Raw genomic sequence first — 19,978 nt, forward strand, 5'->3', positions numbered from 1 at the left:
CATGACGACGGCGCCCCCGGGAGATGATCTCCCGGGGGCGCCGTCGTCGGTGGGTCAGGCGCGACCGCGGCGGGTGCGGACCTCCTGCAACCGCTCGGCGAGGATGTCCTCCAGCTCGGCGATCGAACGCCGCTCCAGCAGCATGTCCCAGTGGGTACGCGGCGGCTTGGCCTTCTTCTGCTCCGGCTCGGTGCCGTCGACCAGCCGGGCCACGCTGCCGTCGAACTTGCATTCCCAGGTGGTGGGCACCTCGGCGTCGACGGCGAACGGAACCTCGAACTGGTGACCCTTGGCGCACAGGTACTCGCGGGTCTGCCGCGGCGCGAGCTCCGTGTTGCGATCGGATTCGTAGCTGACCGCGCCCAGTCGGCTACCGCGCAGCATACGCTCGCCCATGATCGACTTCCCCTCTTCGGTGGTGCTGGTCCTGTCGGTGTAACGGTCCGCCGCCGCCGGGCCATTCCCACGGCCACGCCTCGACGGCCCGCTACCCGCGGGTGCGCAGTCAAGGGTAACCGGCCACGGCATACGCCCGGCGGGGTCTGCCCCGGCCGGGTCGTACCGGCGGACCGCCGCCGTCAGCGCTGATGGTAGCTCGCCCGACTGCCACGCCGGCGGTGCGCCTCGCCGCCAGGGCGGCGCCGGTCAACCCGTGGGGGTGCGCCGGGTCAGGGCGGTGGCCAGTTCGGCGACCTGACCGGCGAGCTGGGCGACCCGCTGACGGGCGTCGTCGCGGTCGGTCTCGGCCGTGCGCAACCGCTGCGTCAGCTGCGCGGCCCGGCTGTCGGCGGCCGCTGCCGCCGCCTGCACGGCCGCCAGGTCGGCGCGCAGGGCGTCGGAGTAGGTGACGGCGGCAGCCAGGTCGGCGCGCAGCGAGTCGGTGTCGGCGATAGCGGCGGCCAGGTCGACACCCGCCTGCCGGGCCGTGGCCTGCGCCCGCTGCCGGTCCGCCTCGGCCTGCACCCGCGCCTGCTGCGTCCGTTCAAGGTCGGCGCGGACGTCGGTGAGCCGCGCCGCCAGCTGCTCGGCCTCGGTACGCCTCTGGGCGCACTCGGCCCGCAACTGCTGCGCCTGCGCGCGGGACTGCTCCGCCTCGACCCGCAGCGCGTCCACGCGGGCGGTGGCCTCGGCGAGGGCCCGGTCCGCGCGTTGGGCGTCGGCGCGGGCGGTGTCCCGTTCGGCGACCAGCGCAGCACTCTGACGCCGCTCGACGTCCAGGTCGGCACGCACGGCGGCCAACTGTGCGCGGGCGTCGTCCCGGTCGGCCTCGGCCTGCGCCCGCAACGCCTCGGCTGCCGCCGCGGCCCGCCGGGCGTCGTCCCGGTCCGTCTGCGCAGCCACGGCCCGCGCCTCGGCTGCCGCCGCCTGCTGCTCGGCGCGGGCGGTGTCGGCGCGGGCCGTGTCACGTTCGGCCGTGGCCGACTGCGCCTGCCGGCGTTCCCGCTCGGCCCGCGCGGTGGCGTCCTCCGCCGCCCGCAACGCCTCGTCCCGTTCGGTCTGCGCGGCGGCGACCGCACCGGCCGTCTCCGCCCGGACCTGCGCCAACTGCCGTTCCACCCCCGCCGGGGACAGCTCGGCGTGCAGGGCCTCGGTCAACGTCTGCACGATCTGGTCGAGCCGATCGACCGCCTCCCAGGTGCGGGCCACCTGACCGGGCAGACCGGGGGCGTTGCGGTGCCGCATCCGGCTGTTGCGGGAGGCCCGCTGGCAGGCGCCGTCGTTGTCCCGGCAGTACCGGAACGGTCGGCCCGCGCCGGCCCGCTGCGGCACGTCGCGTCCGCAGTGGGTACAGGGGCGGGTGTCGGTGGCGGGCTCGGCGTCCATCGAACGGGCAGTCTAGTGGCCGGGGCGGGAGGTGCTGTCACGCACGGCCAGCCGCGGTGGCAGCAGCGTGACCTCCGGCACCGGCTCGTCGCGAAGTTTGCCCATCACCAGCGACACCGCCTGCCGGCCGATCTCCTCGGCGGGCACCGGCACACACGTCAGCCGAGGGCTGGCATGTTCGGCGAACTGGTCCGGGCAGACCGCCACCACCGACACGTCATCGGGCACCCGGCGGCCCAACGCGGCCAGGGCCGCCTGCATCGGCCCGACCGCCGCCTCGTTCTGCACGATCAACGCCGAGATGTCCGGGTGGCGGGCGAACAACCCGACCACCCGATGATGGACGTCGCTGGCGTTCTCCTCACAGGGCAGGGTCACCGCGTCGACGCGGTGGCGGGCCGCCGCCTCGATCACCCCGGCGCGGGTGCGGTGGGCGAACCCGGTGCCCCGGTCGTAGACGGCGGCCGGGGCACCGAGCAGGGCGACACGTCGGTGACCGAGCCCCGCCAGATGCTCCACACACAACTGCCCCGCCCGGTGGAAGTCCAGGTCCACACAGGTCAGCTCGCAGGTGTCGGCGGGCAGGCCGATCAGGACGCTGGGCCGACCCAGCTGCCGCAGCAGCGGCACCCGCACGTCGTGCAGTTCCACGTCCATCACCAGCACCCCGTCGACCAGGGCACCGGCGGCGATCCGGCGCAGCCCTTCCGGGCCCTCGTCGGAGGTGAGCAGCAGCACGTCGTGCTCATGCCGGCGAGCCGAGGTCACCACGGCCGTGGCGAACTGCATCACCACCGGCACGTGGATGCCCGAGCGCAGCGGCAGCACCAACGCGATCACGTTGGCGCGGCGGCTGGCCAACGCCCGGGCCCCGGCGTTCGGGTGGTAGCCGAGCACCCGGATGCTGGCCAGCACCCGACTGCGGGTCACCTCGGAGATGGCACGTTTGCCGCTGAGCACGTACGACACGGTGCTCACCGCCACACCGGCGTGCCGGGCCACGTCGGCGATGGTCGGCTGACCGGACGCCAGGCGTCCACGCCCGCTCACCGGGCCCCGCTCGCGCTGGGCAGCCGCGACGACGACGGCACCGGTTCACCGCGTACCGCCAGGCTGCCGGTGAGCCGGACATCGGTCGCGGAGCGTCCGACCAGCACGGTGTGGGTGGCGTCCTCCACCACGTGGCCGCCCCGCTCGGCGTCCCACCAGCCCAGCTCCGCGCTGCACAGCCGCAGGGTGACCGTCCGGCACTCACCGGGAGCCAGGGTGACCCGGGCGAAGTCCCGCAGCTGCCGCAGCGGCTGCTTGACCCGGGAACGACGCTGCCGGGTGTAGAGCTGCACCACCTCCTCACCGACCCGGGCGCCGCTGTTGGTGACGTCCACGCTCACCTCGACCTCGGTGCCGACCGGCACCACCGTCGCGCTCAGGCGCAGGTTGGTGTAGTCGAAGCGGGTGTAGGACAGCCCGTGCCCGAACGGGTACAGCGGTTCACCCCGGTAGTACAGGTAGGTGAAGTCGGCGCCGATCACGTCGTAGTCGAGCAGATCGGGCAGCTCGGCGGTGTCGGCGTACCAGGTCTGGGTGAGCCGGCCACCCGGTTCGGCGGCGCCGAGCAGCACGTCAGCCAGCGCGTTGCCGTGTTCCTGTCCACCGTGCGCCGACCACAGCACCGCCGGCAGGTGCCGTTGCGCCCAGCCGATCGCGTACGGGTAGCTGCTGGTCAGCACCAGCACCGTACGCGGATTGGCGGCGTGCACGGCACGTAGCATCGCCTCCTGCCGGGCCGGCAGGGCCAGGTCGACGCGGTCCTCGGTCTCCCGCCCGTTGACCATCGGATGGTTACCCAACGCCACCACCGCCACGTCCGCGGCGGCGGCCAGCGCGGCGGCCTCGGCCGCCCCGTCGACACCGAGTTCGATGCCGAACGCGGTGGCCGCCTGCGGGCCGTCGCCGTCGACCCGTAGGCGCCCGTCGGCGTCGACGGTGACGTACCGGTCAGTGGCTAGATGCCGCAGCAGCACCGTCCCGCCGGGCAGCGGGTCGAACTGGAAGGTCTCCCGCACCACCCATCCGCCCGGCCCCGGACGGTCGTTGACCAGCACACCGTCGTCGTCGGCGCCGACGTGTCGACCGTTGCCGGCGGCACGCAGCGCCACCGTGTCCCGCCCCCAGTCGAACACGTCGAACCAGGCGGGCTCGCCGCCGACGGTCAGCGGGCCACCGTCGGCGTGATCCGGGCAGCCCACGTACCGGTCGGCCACCCGCAGCGCGATGCGGTCGGTACCCGGATGGGTGGTGACCTGCGGCAGCCGTGCGGCCAGCGCGTCGCGCAGGGTCACCGCGTACGGCAGGGTGCCGCTGTACCAGTCCTCGTACACCGTGTCGGCCAGCGGGCCGAGCACGGCGATGCGCGGCGGCGACGCCAGGGGCAGCAGGCCGTCGTTGTCCAGCAGCACCACGCACTGGCGGGTGGTCTCCCGGGCCAGCCGTCGATGTGCCGGGCAGTCGATCACGTCGGTGGTGGTGACGTACGGGTCGGTCTCCGGTGGGTCCAGGTCGCCCAGGCGCGAGCGGAGGGTGAGGATGCGGCGTACCGCCCGGTCCACGTCGGCCACGCTGATCAGTCCTCGACGCAGCGCCTCGGTCAGGCGTTGCCGGGTGGGGTCGCTGTCGGTGTCGTCCTCGGTGAAGCTGTCGATGCCGGCCCGCAGGGCGGCGGCGAAGCCGCTGACGTGGTCGGGCAGGTGGCCCTGCACGCCGGCGAGGTTGCTCACCGCACCCGCGTCGCCGACGACCAGCACCTCGCCCGGTGCCCACCGGCGCAACTCGCTCTCGATCAGTGGGCTCAGGTGCGCCGGCAGGCCGTCGACCAGGTTGTAGGAGGCCATTGCGGCAACGGCCGCACCAGCGGCGATGGGGGCGCGGAACGCCGGCAGTTCGTACTCGTGCAGCACCCGCGGCGGCAGGTCGCTGGAGGTGGTGGCCCGGTCGGTCTCGTTGTTGTAGGCCAGGAAGTGTTTGACCGTGGGGGCGGTACGCAGCCGCTCGGGGTGGTCACCGCGCAGCCCTTGGGCGTATGCGGTGGCCAGGTGGCCGGTCAGCCACGGATCCTCCGACCAGCCCTCCTCGTTGCGTCCCCAGCGGGGATCACGCAGTGGGTTGACCACCGGTGCCCACACGTTGAGGCCGACGCGCTGCGGGTCGGCGTGGTGCTTGGCGCGTACCTCCTCGCCGACGGCGGCGCCGACGGCCCGCACCAGCTCCGGGTTCCAGCTGCTGGCCAGGCCGATCACCTGGGGGAAGACGGTGGCCGGGCCGAGCCAGGCGACACCGTGCAGCGCCTCGGTGCCGGTGCGGAAGCCGGGCAGGCCGAGCCGGGGTACCGGCGCCTGCCACTGGTGCAGCAGGCCGATCTTCTCCGGCAGGGTCAGCTGGGCGACCAGGTCGTCGACGCGTGTCTGGTGGGAGGGCGTGCTGCGGTCGGTCATGGTGGTTCGCCTTCCAGTGCCCGGCGCGCCGAGGGTCGAAGCGCTTCGACGACGGACGGCCGAACGGCATCGCAGGTCAGGGTGGGATGACGGTCGTCGGCCCGGACGCTGGTGAAGCGCTTCGACAAACCGTGGAAAGCAAGCCGCCCCGGGTGCCCGAGCGGAGCGGCTCGCTTCGAGGTTGGCACCCGGCACGGGTCCGGTCAAGACTCGGCCCGGCGCGGCTGCTCCGACCGCTCCGGCCGGCGGGGTGGCGGGTCAGAGCGGCCGGACAGTCGGCTCAGGTGCTGGCTCGGGTCAGCGGGCCGGCAGGCGTCCGGCCTCGACGCCGGCCAGCGCGGCGGTGGCACCACCCAGCGCCGCCGCGGCGTCCAGGACGGAGGCGTCCAGCCGGCAACCGCCCGCGCCCGGAGCGTGCGCCCGGGCCGCCAGCCCGGACCGGGCCGCCGGCAACAGCCAGGGTGCCAGGGTGGCGAGATGGTCACCCAACACCACCGCCTCCGGGTTGAGCAGGTCGACCAGGACGGCGACCCCCCGCCCGAGGTGCCGGCCGGTCTCGGCCAGCCCGCTGAGCACGGCGGGATCCTCCTGCCGGGCCAGCGCCACGATCCGCTGCAACTCCGGCAGGTAGTCGGTGACCGGGCCGTCGGCCTCGACGTCGGGCAGCAGTCGGCGTACCACCGCGGGCAGGCCGACCAGTGCGGTCAGGCAGCCACGGCTTCCGCAGAAACACTGCGGGCCGGTCGGGTCGAGGCAGAGATGGCCGATCTCACCGGCGAAACCGCGTCCGCCGCGCAGCAACCGGCCGGCGGTGATGATGCCCGCGCTGACGGCGATCCCACCGGTCAGGTGCACCAGGTCGGCGGTGCCGGCGTAGCCGCCGTGGCGCTGCTCGGCGAGGGCGGCGAGGTTGGCGACGGTGTCGACGCCGACTGCGAAGCCCGGTTCCCGCAGGGCGGCGCGCAGTTCGGTCGCGACGGGTACCTCCTGCCAGCCCAGGGCGGTGGCCAACGGCACCGTCCCGGCCGGGTCGACCAGCCCGGGCACCCCGACGGTGAGGCCCAGCACAGTGCGGCCCTGCGCGGCGACCCGACCGATCGCCCGGCGGGCCAGCGCGGCCAGCGCGCGTAGCGTCTCGGTGGGGGAGACCACCCCGGCGGCGAAGGCCCGCCGCCAGGTCAGCAGGCGGTTGCCGCCCAGGTCGATGGCGACCGCGACCAGTTCGTCGGCGCCGATCTGAAGACCCAGCGCGGCGTACGGCTCGCCGTCGAGCACGAGCATCGTCGCCGGGCGGCCGACCCGGTTCTCGGTCAGCCCGGTCTCCCGGATCAACCGCTGGTCGATCAGTTCGCCGACCAGGCTGGAGACGGTGGCCTTGTTCAGGCCGGTGCGGGCGGCGATGTCGGCCCGGGAGCAGGGGGCGTGCAGACGTACGTGTCGCAACACAACCGCCCGGTTGGCGACCCGCACGTCACCGAGGTCGGTCGGCTGCGGCTCGTTGTGGATGCTGATCACGATCTGCCCGCTCTCTGCGCCGGTGTCGCGGCGCGCGTCAATCATCGCGTACCGCCGTGGCGGGGCCGGCCCCGCTGGCACTTCCCTGTCCTGGAACGGATCGTCGTCGATCGGTCTATTCGATTGGAAACCAAACTAATGCTAGTCGGGGTGTCGGGTGTCGCAAACCCGTATCCGGTGCCCCGAGGTGCGTCGCGCCCGGCTCCGTCCAGACCGGGCGCGACGCACGTCGGTCAGTCCCGCGCGGGGAACAGCCCCGCGAAGGACCCGACGGTCACCACCTCACCGTTGAGCAGTGACCGGGCCGGTCGATGCTCGTCATCACCGACCCCGGCGAGGACGAGTTGTCCCACCCGCAGCGGTCCTCGCGTCCGGACCCGCAACTGGGGGCCGTCCCGGATCGCCTCGATGTTCGTGTCGCCGTCGATGTCGTGCACCACGGTGGCGCCGTCGACGGCACCCCAGCTGACCAGGGTCACGTCGGTGAACGGGCCGTCGCCGACGGTGTCGCCGGGTGCGATCAGCGGCAGCAGCGCGCCGTGACGCACGTACAGCGGGGTCCGGGACAGCGGCACGGTGACCCGTAGGTGCTGGCCGCCGGCGTAGCGCCGGTGCGTCGCCGCGTCGATCCAGTCGTCACCCTCGGGCAGGTAGACGTCGCGGCCCGCGACGGGGTCGATCACCGGCGCGACCAGCAGATCGGTGCCCAGACGGTACTGCAGGTCGGTGGTCCAGGCCGTCGGGTCGTCGGGGGTGTCGACCAGCAGGGCACGCATCATCGGCGCGCCGGTGCGGGCCGCCCGCACCGCCGCCGACCACAGGTACGGCATCAGCCGGTAGCGCAGCCGCAGCGCGGCCACCACGTGGCGTTGTGCCTGCGCCGGGAAGTCCCACGGCAACCGGCTGGTGGTGCCGTGCAGCCGCAGCAGCGGCGACAGCGCACCGAACTGCGACCAACGCACGTACAGCTCGGGGTCGGGAGTGCCGTGGAAACCGCCGGTGTCGTGGCTCCAGAAGGGCACCCCGGACAGGCCGTGGGACAGGCCGCCGCGCAAGGTGCCGGCCAGAGCCGGCCAGGTGGCGTTGACGTCGCCGCTCCACTGCGCACTGTGTCGCTGCCCGCCGAGGTACGACGAGCGGGCCCACACCGTACGATGCCCGGTCACCTCCTCGGTCACCCCGGCGACCACGTCGTTGAACAGCAGGGCGTACACGTTGTGCAGTTCGACGCCGCTCATCCCGTTGTGCGCCACCGCGTCGGCGGGCACCGCCTCGGCGAAGTCGGTCTTGAACACCGCCACGCCCTGTTCCAGCAAGGGCCGCAGCAGGCCGGTGAACCACTGCACGGCCTGCGGATTGGTGAGGTCCACGATGGCGCTGGCCGGGTAGCTGCCGTGCCACACGTCGGCGATGTAGGTGCCGCCGTCGGGCCGGCGCAGGAAGTAGCCGGCCCGGTCGGCCTCGGCGTACAACGGGCTCGCCGTCATCAGGTACGGGTTGATCCAGAGGCAGACCCGGAAACCCTGCCCGGCGAGGGTACGCAGCATCTCGGCCGGGTCGGGGAACGCCTCGGCGTCCCAGCGCAGGTCCGACCAGTTGCCGGCCACCTGCCAGTAGCAGTCCAGGTGCAGCACGTCGCACGGGATGCCGTGCTGCCGGATCCGCCGGGCCCGGTCGAGGACCTGCCGCTGGCTGTCCGGGAAGAAGCCGGAGGAGATCCAGGTGCCGAACGCCCAGCGGGGCGGCAGGTACGGTCGACCGGTGAGCCAGTCGAGGCGATCCAGCACCTCGGCGGGGTCGGGGCCGGCCAGCACGTAGTAGTCCAGCAGGTCGTCGGGGACCAGGATCTGCACCGCGCTGTGGGTGGACTGGCAGACGTCGAACTGCACCGGCAGCCCGCTGTCGACCAGCACCCCGTAGCCACGGTTGGACAGGTAGAACGGCACGTTCTTGTGGGAGCGGTCGGACTCGCTGCCGAAGGCGTCGAAGTTCCACATCAGGGCCCGCTGACCGCGCTTGTCCAGCGGGGTGAACTTCTCGCCGAAGCCGACGAAACGCTCGTCGCCGGGTGCGACGAAGCTCTCGTGCCAGGCGACGCGCATCCCGTCGACCGTGGAGCGGCCGAACGGCAGGGTGCGCTGCCGGCCGCTGATGTCGGCAGTGCCCCGGTCCTGTTCGACCAGCACGGTGCCGTCGGGGCGCAGGAACCGGATCCGCCACGGATCGAGGTGGATCTCGGCGGCCAGCGCGCCGGCGCTGACCCGTACGCACCGGTCGAAGGTGCTGACCGTGGCCGGATACATGGGTGGGTGCACCAGCGTCACGGCGCGGGCCGAGCGGCTGCGGGCCTGCGGGTCGTCGGCGAGGCGTACCCGGATCACGCCGTGCCCGGCCGCGTCGATCCGTACCACCGTCGTCGCGCCGTCGGTCAGGGTGGCCTTGAGGGTCACGCCGTGGGGGTCGGTGCCGGCCAGTTCGGCCCGGGTCAACACGGCCGGGCCGTCGTCGTCGGGGCCGCGTACGGGCAGGTCGGGCGGATCGGCGACGAAGGTCTCGTACGGCACCAACGGTGGTCGGTACGGCATCCGGGTCTCCTCGACGGCAGCTCAGGCGGTGCCGACAGTTTCTTTAACTATCCAACGAACTGTCAACGAGAAGCATCGATTGCGAAAGTATCGGTCTTGTTTGACATGGGCAAAGTCGATCCCTAGTTTGGACGCATCTCAAACTAAATTGGCGGGTGGGTGGCATGTTCAGCGACGGCCGACTCTGCTTCGGCGGCGACTACAACCCGGAACAGTGGCCGGCGTCGGTGTGGGCCGAGGACGTCGCGCTGATGCGCCAGGCCCGGGTCAACCTGGTCACCGTCGGCGTGTTCGCCTGGTCCCGCCTGGAACCGGCACCCGGCCGCTACACCTTCGACTGGCTCGACGAGGTGCTCGACCTGCTGCACGCCGGCGGCATCCGGGTCGCGCTGGCCACCCCGACCGCCTCCCCGCCGCCGTGGTTCTCCGCGGCCCACCCGGGCGCCCTGCCGGTCACCGCCGACGGCGTACGCCTGCACCACGGCAGCCGGGACACCTACTGCGCCGCCGCACCCGCCTACCGTACGGCCGCGCTGCGCATCGCCGGCGCCCTCGCCGACCGGTACGCCCACCATCCGGCCCTCGCGCTGTGGCACGTGCACAACGAGTACGGCACCATCTGCCACTGCGAACACACCGCCCGCGCGTTCCGCCGCTGGCTGGCCGACCGGCACGGCGACCTCGCCGCCCTCAACGACGCCTGGGTCACCAGCTTCTGGAGCCAGCACTACTCCGACTGGGCGCAGATCAGCACCCCCCGGGCCACCCAGTACCTGGCCAACCCCGGCCAGTTGCTCGATTTCCGCCGCTTCTGGTCGGACACCCTGCTGGCCGCCTACCGCGAACAGCGGGACCTGCTGCACGCTGCCAACCCGGCCATCCCGATCACCACCAACTACGTACTCGGTGACTGGGTCCCGGTCGACCACGCCCGGTGGGCCGCCGAGGTGGACCTGGTCGCCGTCGACCACTACCCGTCGGCGGTCGACATCGGCGCCGAGGAACAGACCGCGCTGGTCGCCGACCTGGCCCGAGGCTGGGCCCGGCACGGCAACCGCCACCGGGGCACCACCGGTCCGACCGGCCGGGCCTCGGCCTGGCTGCTGATGGAAAGCGCCCCCAACCAGATCCACACCGCCGGACGGATGCACACCAAGGAACCCGGCCGGATGATCCGACACAGCCTCGCCCACGTCGCCCGCGGCTCGCACGGGGCGATGTTCTTCCAGTGGCGGGCCCCCACCGGCGGCGCCGAACGCTTCCACTCCGCGCTGGTGCCACACGCCGGCCCGGACAGCCGGGTCTTCCGCGAGGCGACCGAACTCGGCGCCGCGCTGCAACAGCTCACCGAGGTCGGCGGCGACGTCGAGGCCACCGTGGCGATCGCCGTGCACGCCCCCAGCGGATGGGCGTTACGCCACCCGGGCCTGCCCTCGCAGCGACTGGACCACCAGCAGGAGACCGCCGCCGCCCACCGTGCCCTCTGGCACGCCGGCCACGGCTGCGACATCGTGCTGCCCGGCGACCCGCTCGACGGCTACCGGCTGCTCGTGCTGCCCGCCCTCTACCTGGTCAGCGACGCCACCGCACAGTGGGTACGCGAGTACGTCGAGGGCGGGGGGCACCTGCTGGCCACGTACCTCAGCGCAGTCGCCGACGAACACGCTCGGGTACGCCTCGGCGGCTACCCCGGTGCACTGCGCGACGTGCTCGGTGTGTGGGTCGAGGAGTTCCACCCGCTCGCCGAGCACGACCACGTACGACTCCACGGCGGCGGGACCGGACGGATCTGGGCCGAGTCGCTGCGGCTGACCGGCGCGCAGGTGATCGACGCGTACGACGGTGGGGTGCTCGACGGTCGGCCTGCGATCACCCGGCACCGTACCGGCGCCGGAACCGCCTGGTACGTCTCCACCCGGCCCGACGACGACACGTACCGCCGGCTGCTCGACGAGGTCGCCCGGTCAGCCGGCGTCACCCCGGTGTGCCCGGGCGCCCCGGCGGGCGTCGAGGCGGTCCGCCGCCGGGGCGACGACGCGAGCTGGCTGTTCCTGTTCAACCACACCGACTCCCCGCAACAGGTCCCGGCGCGCGGCACCGACCTGCTCACCGCGACCCCGGTCGACCAGGTGGTGCAGCTGACACCCGGTGGTGTCGCCGTGCTGCGCGAACACTGACCCGACGGCATCGCCCCGCGACGCCGGGCAGCACGTGATGTCAGGGAGTGGCCACCGCGGCACGCGAACGGTCGGCGGCGATGCGTACCGCCAGCGCCGCCAGCACGGTGCCCATCACCAGTCGCTGCACGCGCAGCCACAGCGGCCGTCGGCCGAGGAACCCGGCGATGCCACCGGCGGTGAGCACGATCAACGCGTTCACCGTCAACGCCACCGCGATCTGGGTCAGCCCGAGCAGCAGACTCTGCACCGCCACGCTGCCCCGGTTCGGGTCGATGAACTGCGGCAGCAGGGACACGTACAGGATGGCGATCTTGGGGTTGAGCAGGTTGGTGACCAGCCCCATGGTGAACAGCCGACGGTTCGGGTCCGCCGGCAGCGGCGCGGGAGTGAACGGCGAATGCCCACCCGGACGCACCGCCTGCCACGCCAGCCACAGCAGGTACGCCGCACCGGCCAGCTTCACCGCCGTGTACAGCGCCGGCACCAGCACGAACACGGTGGCGATACCGGCCACTGCGGCGGCCAGGTAGACCGCGAAACCGGCGGCCACCCCGAGCAGCGAGACCAGCCCGGCACGCCGACCCTGGGTCACCGACCGCGACACCAGGTAGACCATGTTCGGCCCCGGGGTCAGCACCAACCCCAGGGCGACCAGTGCGATTCCGACAATTCCCGCTGTGCTCACCATCGCCGTACCCCCGCTTCCTCGTCTTCGACGGAGCCTAGTGGGCCGCGATTGCTCGGCTCGATCCACGACCAGCGGGAGGCGGTGACGCTGTGTACCGGGTAGCCGGAGCCGCGTTACGGTGAGTGGGGAGGTGGCGGGATGGACAGCTGGCAGGCGTCGGTCGAAGCGCAGATCCGGTCGGCTCAGGAACGTGGCGAGTTCGACAACCTGCCCGGCGCGGGCAAGCCGATCCCCGGCCGTGGTCTGCCCTACGACGAGTCGTGGTGGATCAAGAGCTTCCTGGAGCGCGAGCAGGTGCCCACCGATCTGCTGCTGCCCACCCCGCTGTTGCTGCGCCGCCGCATCGAACGGTTGCCCGACGAGGTTCGTGACCTGCCCACCGAGCAGTCCGTACGGGCCTGCGTCGCCGACCTGAACGCGGAGATCATGGCGTGGCTGCGTAACCCGTCCGGCCCGCGTGTGGTGGTGCGCCCGATCGACGCCGACTCTGTGGTGCGCCGCTGGCAGGCCGACCGCCGTGCCACCGGCACCGCCCCGGTGGTCCCCGCCGACACACCACCGAAGCCGCCCCGGCGTGCCTGGTTCCGCCGACGCCGCGCTTCTTCGTGAGCGCCGCGCGTCACTGCCCATCTGTGTGCGGACCCAGCGGTAGCTTGCCCCTACGAGCCGACACCCGCTGGTTCGGCTGGACGATCGTGCGTCGCATTCGTCGTGGAGTGGGACTGAAGTTGGTTGGGCGCCGAGGGCAGGTCCTGACGGCGGGTGCCGGTACGGCGCAGTTGGAGCACGGCGACGGAGGACAGCACCAGGGCGCCGCCGAGAAGCTGTAGCGGGGTCAGGGACTCACCGAGGACGAGCGTGGCCAGTGCGGCGGTGACCACGGGCTCGAAGGTGGACAGGATCGCGGCCGTCGACGCGCCGGTGCGCTTGAGCCCGGCGAAGAAAGTCAGCATCGCCACGACGGTGGAGACCACGGCGATGCAGGCCAGCCAGAACCATCCCGGCGGCCCGAAATCGAGGTCGACGCCGCCGGTGAACAGGGCCCGGACGCCGAGGGTGCCAGCGGCGCCGGTCATCACCAGGACCGACAGCACCACCGGTGCCAGTCGGTGCACGACGGTGTCGGCGACGAGAATGTAGACGGTGTAGGTGATCGCGGAGGCGAACGCCAGCAGCGCCCCGAGCGGGTGGAAGCTCACGCCGCCGGCACCGAGCAGGACCAGCAGGGTGCCTCCCGAGGCGGCCGCGAGCGCGGCACCACGCGCCGGGCTCAGCCGGTCACGACCGAGCAACACCGCCACCACGGTCACCATGACCGGATAGGTGTAGAGGATCAGGGCCAGCAGCGAGGCGTCCATCAGTTCGAGCGCGGAGAAGAACAGACTCGCCTGCGTGGCGTACCCGATGGCGCCCAGGCCGAAGGCGATGGCCAGCACCCGTCCCCGCCGCATCGGTGGCCGATCGGCTGCGTCGGTCCCGTGCGCATCGGATCGGGCGCGGCGCAGACCCGGTCGCGCCAGCAGAACCATCCCGAGCAGGACGGCGGCCAGGCTGAATCGCACCAGCAGCAGCGCCGCGGGGGACACCCCGGCGTCGTACGCGAGCTTTCCGAAGATCGCCATCGCGCCGAAGCAGGCCGCGGACAGAAGACACAGTGCTGCACCCATGCGCCCAATGATCTTGGGATTGACCCCTCGGGTCCAGCGATGATTCCCGCAGGTGACTCGTTAGAGTTCCCGAATGATCGAGATGGATCTTCGGCGGCTGCGTTTCCTGCGGGAGTTCGAGGAGCGGGGCACCCTGGCCGCCGTCGCCGCCGCCCTGGGCTACAGCCCGTCCACGGTCTCCCAGCAGCTCACCCTGCTGGAGAAGGAGGTCGGTGTCCGGCTGCTGGCCAAGGCCGGGCGGGGTGTGCGACTCACCGACGCCGGACGGCTACTGGTGCAGCACGCGCGGGTGCTGTTGTCGGCGGCCGAGGCGGCAGCCGCCGACCTGGCCGCGCTGAGCGGCGACATCCGGGGCACCGTACGTGCCGGCGGCCTGCAGTCGGCGGCCCTGCGGCTCCTCGTACCGGCACTGGGGCGCATGCAGGCCGACCACCCGCAGATCCGGGTGGAGATCTTCGAGTTGGAACTCGAACAGGCCCTGCCCAGCCTGCGGCTGGGCGCCGTGGACCTGGTCATCGGTGACGAGTACGACGGCCATCCCCGCCCCCGTCCGGCCGGACTGCGCTTCACCCTTCTGCTGGAGGAGCCCCTGAAGATCGTGCTGGCGGCCGCACATCGGCTCGCCCGGCCCGGCGGGCCCGTCGCGGTCGCCGACCTGCGATCTGACATCTGGACCGCCTCGGCCGAGGGCACCGGCCATCACGCCATGGTCGTCGGGACCTGCCGCGCCCTCGGCGGCTACGAACCCGACCTGCGGCACCGCTCCAGCGACGCCGACGTACAACTCGAACTCGTCCGCGCTGCCGCGGCCGTCTCCCTGATGCCGGCCCTCACTCTGCCCAGCAACGATCCCGCGCTGGCGATCCGGGACATCGCCGAAGCCGCCCTCAAGCGCCGTCTGGTCGCCGCCACCCGGGACACCCCGCCGGCTCCCGCGCTCACCACCTTCCTGGCCGCTGTGACGGACCAGGTGCACCGGATCGGGCTCAGCCTGCGGAAGTTCTCCGCATCCACTGCCTAGCGTCGCTGTCCAGTCCTGCTGGAAGCCCGCCCGGGTCCGCGCCGTGTCCGTCACGACGCGAGGGTTGGGCGAGGCCTCCATGAATTACTGATTTACTTTGCTGAGCAATCCAGTAATTCATGGCCACAAACTCGGCATATCGGGCGTACATCATAATGACTGTTATTGTGCGTAAGCATTAGGGCTGGTGTAATCGTGGCGTCGACCGGCCACCCTGAAGCGGAAAAGCCAGCCGAGCCCGGCGATCAGGACGGTTGACGTCCGTACGTCACGCGCCCGTTGGCGACCGCTGCGGCCTGGCGCTCACGCCAACGCTGCTGGGCTTCTCGGTTACAGCTGCGGCAGACCCGCCGCAGCCGGCCCGTCGCGGGGTCGATCTCCCGGTCGTGGCCGTTGCGACACCGCGGTTGTCGGGCGCGTTCCCGGCAGGTGTCCGCGTGGCTGAGCTGACGCAGGTGGCTGGGCTCGATGCAGTCCGGGATGCCGCAGTCGTGGTGGACCTCAAGGGAGGGGTCGTAGCCGCCGACGAAGACCACATACGCCGCGATGTGTGCCCAGGCCCGACCGGCCAGTTTCTGATACACGCCGCGCTGAGGTCCGTAGCCGCGCACGACGAGGCATCCGTTGTCGGCGCGCGTGGAACGGCTCAGCAGGTAGGCCCGCAGGGTCCTCTCGGTGAAGTGTCGCGACAGCCCGTTGATCTGGGACAGCATCGGCTCATGCTATGACCCGACGCCGACAGGGTGCCGTCGTCGCGCGGGACGAACGGCGGCATGCCTCATCGTTCGGCGCTACGCGTCCGACGGCGGGGAAGGCGCTGACCGCTGCCAGCGCACGGTGACCTCGAACTGCCCCTGCACCCCGGTACGGGCGATCACGGCGTTGGCCTCTGCGGTCAACTGCACCCCGAACTTGATCTCGATCTCGTCGGGCCGGTGCGGCATCGACCGGAACTGGGCGAGCGCGGCGGAGGCGGCGTCGCGTACCTCCGTCAGGGCCCGATCGAACGTCACCTGCGCCTCACGGACGGTCCTGCCGGCATTGGCGGCCGGCGCCACGCCGGGTTTGCCGTCGACCTCCACCACCACCGAGCCGCCGGTGTCGAGCGAGAACCTGCGTAGTTCAGTCATCGTTCACTTCCCTTGTCGCTCGGTCGGGGGCATGGCCGGATCACAGCCCAGGTCCATCCACTCGTCGGGTGGCACCGTCCTGCTGACCGCGTCGAGTTCGGTGAGCAGGACGTCGAGCCGGTCCGGCTGTTCGAGGTAGACCAGCACCGCCCGTTCGAAGGCCGCAGCCATCGCCGCCGGCATCAGGTCGGAGCCGTCCCGACACAGGGTTGCGGTGCCGAGGCGGGCACTCATCCTGTCGATGATCGGGTCGGCGCCGGTGCCGACGGTTCCACGCCGGTTGAAGTGCAGGCCACCGCTGGCGGCCTGCCAGATGCGCTGCGCCTTCTTTGAGGCCAGATAGGTCATCAGCGCCCGGGCCGACGCGGTGTCGCGGAACATCGCCGCGACGTCGTCAGACACCTCCTGCAGCGACGCGTTGTCCGCCGAGCCGATCGGCGGGGTGGGGAAGAAGTCGAACCCGCCCGGCGTCGCGTTCGGCAGAGCCCGGTAGTGCCGCACCGCGAAGGAGCCCTGATGGTCCAGATAGCAGCCGTCGAACAAGCCTGAGCCGGCCTCCAACCAGGTGGAGAAGAGAGCGGCCCGCGTCACGGCCCGCGACGTGGGGGTCGTCCCCAGCAACTCACCCCAGGTGTGCCAGGCGTCGCGGACCTGCTCCGAGGTCCAGGCCAGTTGGCCTCGGGTCCACCGCTCGTAGGTCTGCTGCCCGGACTGGTGCAGCAGGATGTCCTCGATCCAGTCCGTGCCCGGCCAGCCGGAGACCGGCGGGGAACTCATCCCCAGGCACCACGGCACCTCGTTGCTGCCCTCGACGGCCCGACTTAGGGCGACCAGTTCCGGCCAGGTGGTCGGGGGTGGTCGGCCCACGGCGGCGAGCCGGGCGGGGGCGTACCAGAACACGCTCTTGAGGTGCGTGGCGACGGCGACGGCGTAGATCTGCCTCGGTCCGCCCGCGCCGGCAAGGCGGATCAGCTGCGCGGCGGCGCCCGCGTCGCCGGTCAGCTCGACGATCGCGTCCAGCGGCTGCAGCGCGTCCTGGTTGACGTAGCGTTGCAGGTCGTTGAGGCGGGGCACGATCGCCACGTCGGGCGGGCGTTGCCGTTCGATGCCGGCCTGGAGTACCTGGCTGACGTCACGGTGGCCCTGATAGTCGGCGCGGATGCCGGTCTCGGCCTCGAATCCGTCGAGCACCGCCCGGAAGATGGCCTCCTCGTCGCCGGTCCAGGAACCGAGGACGCTCACCCGCCCAGCCGGCTCGGCCGCCGAGCAGCCGACCAGCCCGATGCCCGCGAGCATCAACGTGACCAGGGCACGTGCCAATCTGCGGTGCGTCATGCCGACCGGTGTCCGTACTCGGCCAGCCGGGGCTGGAATCCCGCGAGCACCAGCAGCGCGATGCCCAGGGCCAGCACCGGCAGGACGAACTCCACCAGGCGGCTGTCGGCCGCCCGGTCAGCGTGGGCCATCGTGTCCGCCTCCGGATTCGGTGCACGCTGCGGCGGTGACTGTGCAGCGGCTCGGGCATCGGCGTCGAGGGTCGTGAGCAGGCCATCGCACCCCTGGGGGCAGTGGTCGCGTACTTCCGTGGCGAGACGTGCGGCGGCCTCGGCACGTACGTGGTCAAGTTGTTGTTGGCGGGTCTGCTGGACGGACTGGATGTGCTGCCCGACCCGGTCCAGGTGTGTGGCCGCCTGCAGGCTCAGCGAGGTCAGCACGATCATCGCCGAGGTGGCCACCGTCGCCAGCACGAGCGGCGGGTTCAGCAGCCGCCGGAACCTGCGGTACAGGTACACCTGGGCCAGCACCAGCAGGGTGGCGAGGGCGGCCAACGGCAGCAGCCAGGCGAGCGGCGTGGTCGTCTGCGTCCAGCCGGCGTCGACCTGCTTGGCCAGCACGGCGGACTGCTTCTGCCGCAGTGTGTCGAGCAGGACGAGGATGTCGTCCAGCAGGCTCGCCGCGTCGCGCAGCGCGGCGGCGCCGAGCGCCGGCAGGCCGGCATCCCGGTACCGGGCGTCGGCCTGCCCGATCAGGCCGGTGTAGGTGACCAGCAGTGCCTCTATCGTCTGGATGTCACGGGTGCCGTTCTCGCCGGCCGCGTTGTTCTCCGCCACCAACGTGAGGTACTGGCCGGCACCGGCGATCTGACGCTGGTACTCCACCCCCGGCCCGCCCAGCACCGGTGCGCCGTCGGCGAGGTTGCGCACGGCTGCGGCGTGGGCGCTGCGCAGCGCGTGCGCCGCGTCGTGGATGGCGAGAATCGCCGGCACCGACCGGTTGGCGGCCGCGTCGGCCGTGCGAGCCACGCCGACGAAGACGGTCAGGCAGCCGGCCAGGGCCAGCGCCGTGGCGGCCAGCAGCGCCGACCGCAGCCGCAGCAGGGTACGACGGGTGGTGCTGACACGCCGGGGCGGTGCCGCGGCGGGGACGCCCGTCACGTCCCCGACCGTCCACTCGTGCCGGTGGCGTGCAGTTCAGCGCCGCAGCGCTCGCAGTATTCGGCGTCGGACGGCGAAGCCGCACCACAGTCACCGCAGAGCCGGTCCACTTCCGTCGGGCGGTGCTGCGGCGGCGGGGTCGCGCGGTCGGGGTGCAGGGTCCGGCTCGACATGACGGAGCTGACGTTCACGTCGATCCGGCTGAGGTTCGGTTTCAGCCGGACCACGCCGGCAGGCTCGATGTCCACCAGGTGCCGCAGTTGCACCAGCGCCGACTCGTCCTGCGCGGCGGTGGCCAGTTCCACCGCCCGGGCCCACTGGGTGTGGGCGGCGATCCGGTCGCCCCGGTCGTAGGCGTCGCAACCGGCGTTGATGGCTCGGCGTACCTCCTCCTGCCCCATCACCTGGGAGACCTCGGCGTCGAGTCGAGCCGACTTCACCAGGTCGTCGGTCCAGTTCACCAGCACAGCGGCGGTACCCGAGGACACCTGACCCTGCACCACCAGATCGACTCGGGCCGCCAACCGGTCCTCGTCGCGGACGCCGTCGGGTGCCGTGAGGTCGAGACGCAGGTGGTAGTCGCGGCGCTCGGCACCCCACGAGCCGATGGGGAACTCCACCGTCCGCTCGTCGACGACGTCGGCGTGCTCGGTGAGGTCGGCGAGGGTGGGTCTAGCCTGTTTGAGGAAGCCCACCCGGGCGAACGGCAGGGTCCGGACCCGGATCCGTACGTCGGGTTGCAGCTTGGCCAGGGCGACGCGGATCGTCTCCCGGAAGCCCGCCGCCAGCTCGGCTGGTTGACGCACCGCCTCGGCGGTGCCGCTGAGCACGGTGGCGATCCGGGTCAGGTCGCGGGGACGCCAGCCGTCGCCGATGCCCCGAGTGTCGCAGACGAACCGGCCGACGCAGCTGCCCAGCACCCGCTCCAACTCCTCCGGGCTCTCGTGCTGGTTGATGCCGTCGGTGAGCAGCAGGACGTGGCAGAGCGCCGACGATTGGGGCGGCAGCAGGTCCCGGGCGGCGGCCAGCCAACTACCCATCGCCGTTCCGCCGCCGGCGCCCAGGCGCGCGACCACCATCTTGGCGTGTTTCCGGCTGTTCGCCGACGCGGTCGCCAGCCCGGGCTCCGGCGGGTAGACCACCCGGGCCCGCTCCGTGCCTTCCACCACGGCGAACCGGACCCCGTCGGGCAACGCGTCGACGGCTGCGGCGGTGGCCCGCCGCGCCGCCGCGATCTTGGTCGGCGGATCCGCCATCGATCCGGAACAGTCGATCACCAGGACCTCGGCCAGACGGGACGGCTCCGCCGGACGCCGGTCATCGCCGTCGGCCTGCCGTCGCCCGGTGACCGAGACGATGGCGTGCATCTGGTCGCCGTCCACCGGCAGGTACCTGTTCTGACTGACCTCCAGGCCGAACTCCAAGCCGGTGTCCACTCCACG

General features: G+C 72.2%; 16 protein-coding genes. 3 read left to right on the top strand and 13 right to left on the bottom strand.

Features of this window, described 5'->3' with window-relative positions; genetic code table 11:
- Positions 1-54 precede the first annotated feature (54 nt).
- From AB0M35_RS19855 to AB0M35_RS19880, 6 genes are all read right to left on the bottom strand, one after another.
- A complete protein-coding gene (locus tag AB0M35_RS19855; RefSeq protein WP_007070998.1) occupies positions 55-396 on the bottom strand; it encodes an RNA polymerase-binding protein RbpA in 342 nt (113 codons plus the stop codon).
- Between the two features lie 249 nt (positions 397-645).
- On the bottom strand, positions 646-1,824 hold the full coding sequence (locus AB0M35_RS19860) for a hypothetical protein (protein ID WP_363747021.1): 1,179 nt from the start codon (positions 1,822-1,824) through the stop codon (positions 646-648).
- Positions 1,825-1,836: 12 nt separating this feature from the next.
- The gene (locus AB0M35_RS19865) at positions 1,837-2,874 is read right to left on the bottom strand and encodes a LacI family DNA-binding transcriptional regulator (RefSeq protein WP_363747022.1); all 1,038 of its coding nucleotides are present in this window, start codon (positions 2,872-2,874) and stop codon (positions 1,837-1,839) included.
- The gene (locus AB0M35_RS19870; protein ID WP_363747023.1) at positions 2,871-5,315 is read right to left on the bottom strand and encodes a glycoside hydrolase family 3 C-terminal domain-containing protein; all 2,445 of its coding nucleotides are present in this window, start codon (positions 5,313-5,315) and stop codon (positions 2,871-2,873) included. The genes AB0M35_RS19865 and AB0M35_RS19870 overlap by 4 nt, the downstream gene beginning before the upstream one ends.
- Before the next feature lie 297 nt (positions 5,316-5,612).
- Positions 5,613-6,875 carry an ROK family transcriptional regulator gene (locus AB0M35_RS19875; protein WP_363747024.1) on the bottom strand — a complete coding sequence of 421 codons (1,263 nt, stop codon included), beginning with the start codon at positions 6,873-6,875 and terminating at the stop codon, positions 5,613-5,615.
- Between the two features lie 188 nt (positions 6,876-7,063).
- Positions 7,064-9,415 carry a TIM-barrel domain-containing protein gene (locus tag AB0M35_RS19880; protein ID WP_363747025.1) on the bottom strand — a complete coding sequence of 784 codons (2,352 nt, stop codon included), beginning with the start codon at positions 9,413-9,415 and terminating at the stop codon, positions 7,064-7,066.
- A 164-nt stretch (positions 9,416-9,579) separates the two neighbouring features.
- Here AB0M35_RS19880 and AB0M35_RS19885 point away from each other — a divergent pair, with 164 nt between their 5' ends.
- Positions 9,580-11,592, top strand: a complete 2,013-nt coding sequence (locus AB0M35_RS19885; RefSeq protein ID WP_363747026.1) for a beta-galactosidase — start codon at positions 9,580-9,582, stop codon at positions 11,590-11,592.
- Positions 11,593-11,632: 40 nt separating this feature from the next.
- On the opposite strand, the gene AB0M35_RS19890 is transcribed toward AB0M35_RS19885, so the two are convergent.
- Positions 11,633-12,283 carry a LysE family translocator gene (locus AB0M35_RS19890; protein WP_363747027.1) on the bottom strand — a complete coding sequence of 217 codons (651 nt, stop codon included), beginning with the start codon at positions 12,281-12,283 and terminating at the stop codon, positions 11,633-11,635.
- Between the two features lie 138 nt (positions 12,284-12,421).
- Between AB0M35_RS19890 and AB0M35_RS19895 the strand changes: the two genes are divergently transcribed.
- The gene (locus tag AB0M35_RS19895) at positions 12,422-12,892 is read left to right on the top strand and encodes a DUF1992 domain-containing protein (protein WP_363747028.1); all 471 of its coding nucleotides are present in this window, start codon (positions 12,422-12,424) and stop codon (positions 12,890-12,892) included.
- A 50-nt stretch (positions 12,893-12,942) separates the two neighbouring features.
- Here the strand turns inward: AB0M35_RS19895 and AB0M35_RS19900 are convergent, their stop codons facing one another.
- Positions 12,943-13,950 (bottom strand): DMT family transporter, encoded by a 1,008-nt coding sequence (locus AB0M35_RS19900; protein WP_363747029.1) that lies wholly within the window; start codon positions 13,948-13,950, stop codon positions 12,943-12,945.
- A gap of 73 nt (positions 13,951-14,023) precedes the next feature.
- Between AB0M35_RS19900 and AB0M35_RS19905 the strand changes: the two genes are divergently transcribed.
- The gene (locus tag AB0M35_RS19905; RefSeq protein ID WP_363747030.1) at positions 14,024-14,971 is read left to right on the top strand and encodes a LysR family transcriptional regulator; all 948 of its coding nucleotides are present in this window, start codon (positions 14,024-14,026) and stop codon (positions 14,969-14,971) included.
- Positions 14,972-15,216: 245 nt separating this feature from the next.
- Here AB0M35_RS19905 and AB0M35_RS19910 read toward each other — a convergent pair whose 3' ends face one another.
- The 5 genes from AB0M35_RS19910 to AB0M35_RS19930 form a co-directional block, all read right to left on the bottom strand.
- On the bottom strand, positions 15,217-15,684 hold the full coding sequence (locus tag AB0M35_RS19910; RefSeq protein ID WP_363747031.1) for an HNH endonuclease: 468 nt from the start codon (positions 15,682-15,684) through the stop codon (positions 15,217-15,219).
- A gap of 78 nt (positions 15,685-15,762) precedes the next feature.
- Positions 15,763-16,101, bottom strand: a complete 339-nt coding sequence (locus AB0M35_RS19915) for a CU044_2847 family protein (RefSeq protein WP_363747032.1) — start codon at positions 16,099-16,101, stop codon at positions 15,763-15,765.
- A gap of 3 nt (positions 16,102-16,104) precedes the next feature.
- Entirely contained in the window at positions 16,105-17,436 is a 1,332-nt protein-coding gene (locus AB0M35_RS19920) for an ABC transporter substrate-binding protein (RefSeq protein WP_363747033.1), read from the bottom strand.
- A complete protein-coding gene (locus tag AB0M35_RS19925; RefSeq protein ID WP_363747034.1) occupies positions 17,433-18,536 on the bottom strand; it encodes a hypothetical protein in 1,104 nt (367 codons plus the stop codon). The genes AB0M35_RS19920 and AB0M35_RS19925 overlap by 4 nt, the downstream gene beginning before the upstream one ends.
- Positions 18,533-19,972: a VWA domain-containing protein gene (locus AB0M35_RS19930; RefSeq protein ID WP_363747035.1), complete on the bottom strand. Its 1,440-nt coding sequence runs from the start codon at positions 19,970-19,972 to the stop codon at positions 18,533-18,535. The genes AB0M35_RS19925 and AB0M35_RS19930 overlap by 4 nt, the downstream gene beginning before the upstream one ends.
- Positions 19,973-19,978 lie beyond the last annotated feature (6 nt).

This window comes from Micromonospora sp. NPDC051196 (assembly GCF_040682415.1).
Lineage (GTDB): Bacteria > Actinomycetota > Actinomycetes > Mycobacteriales > Micromonosporaceae > Micromonospora.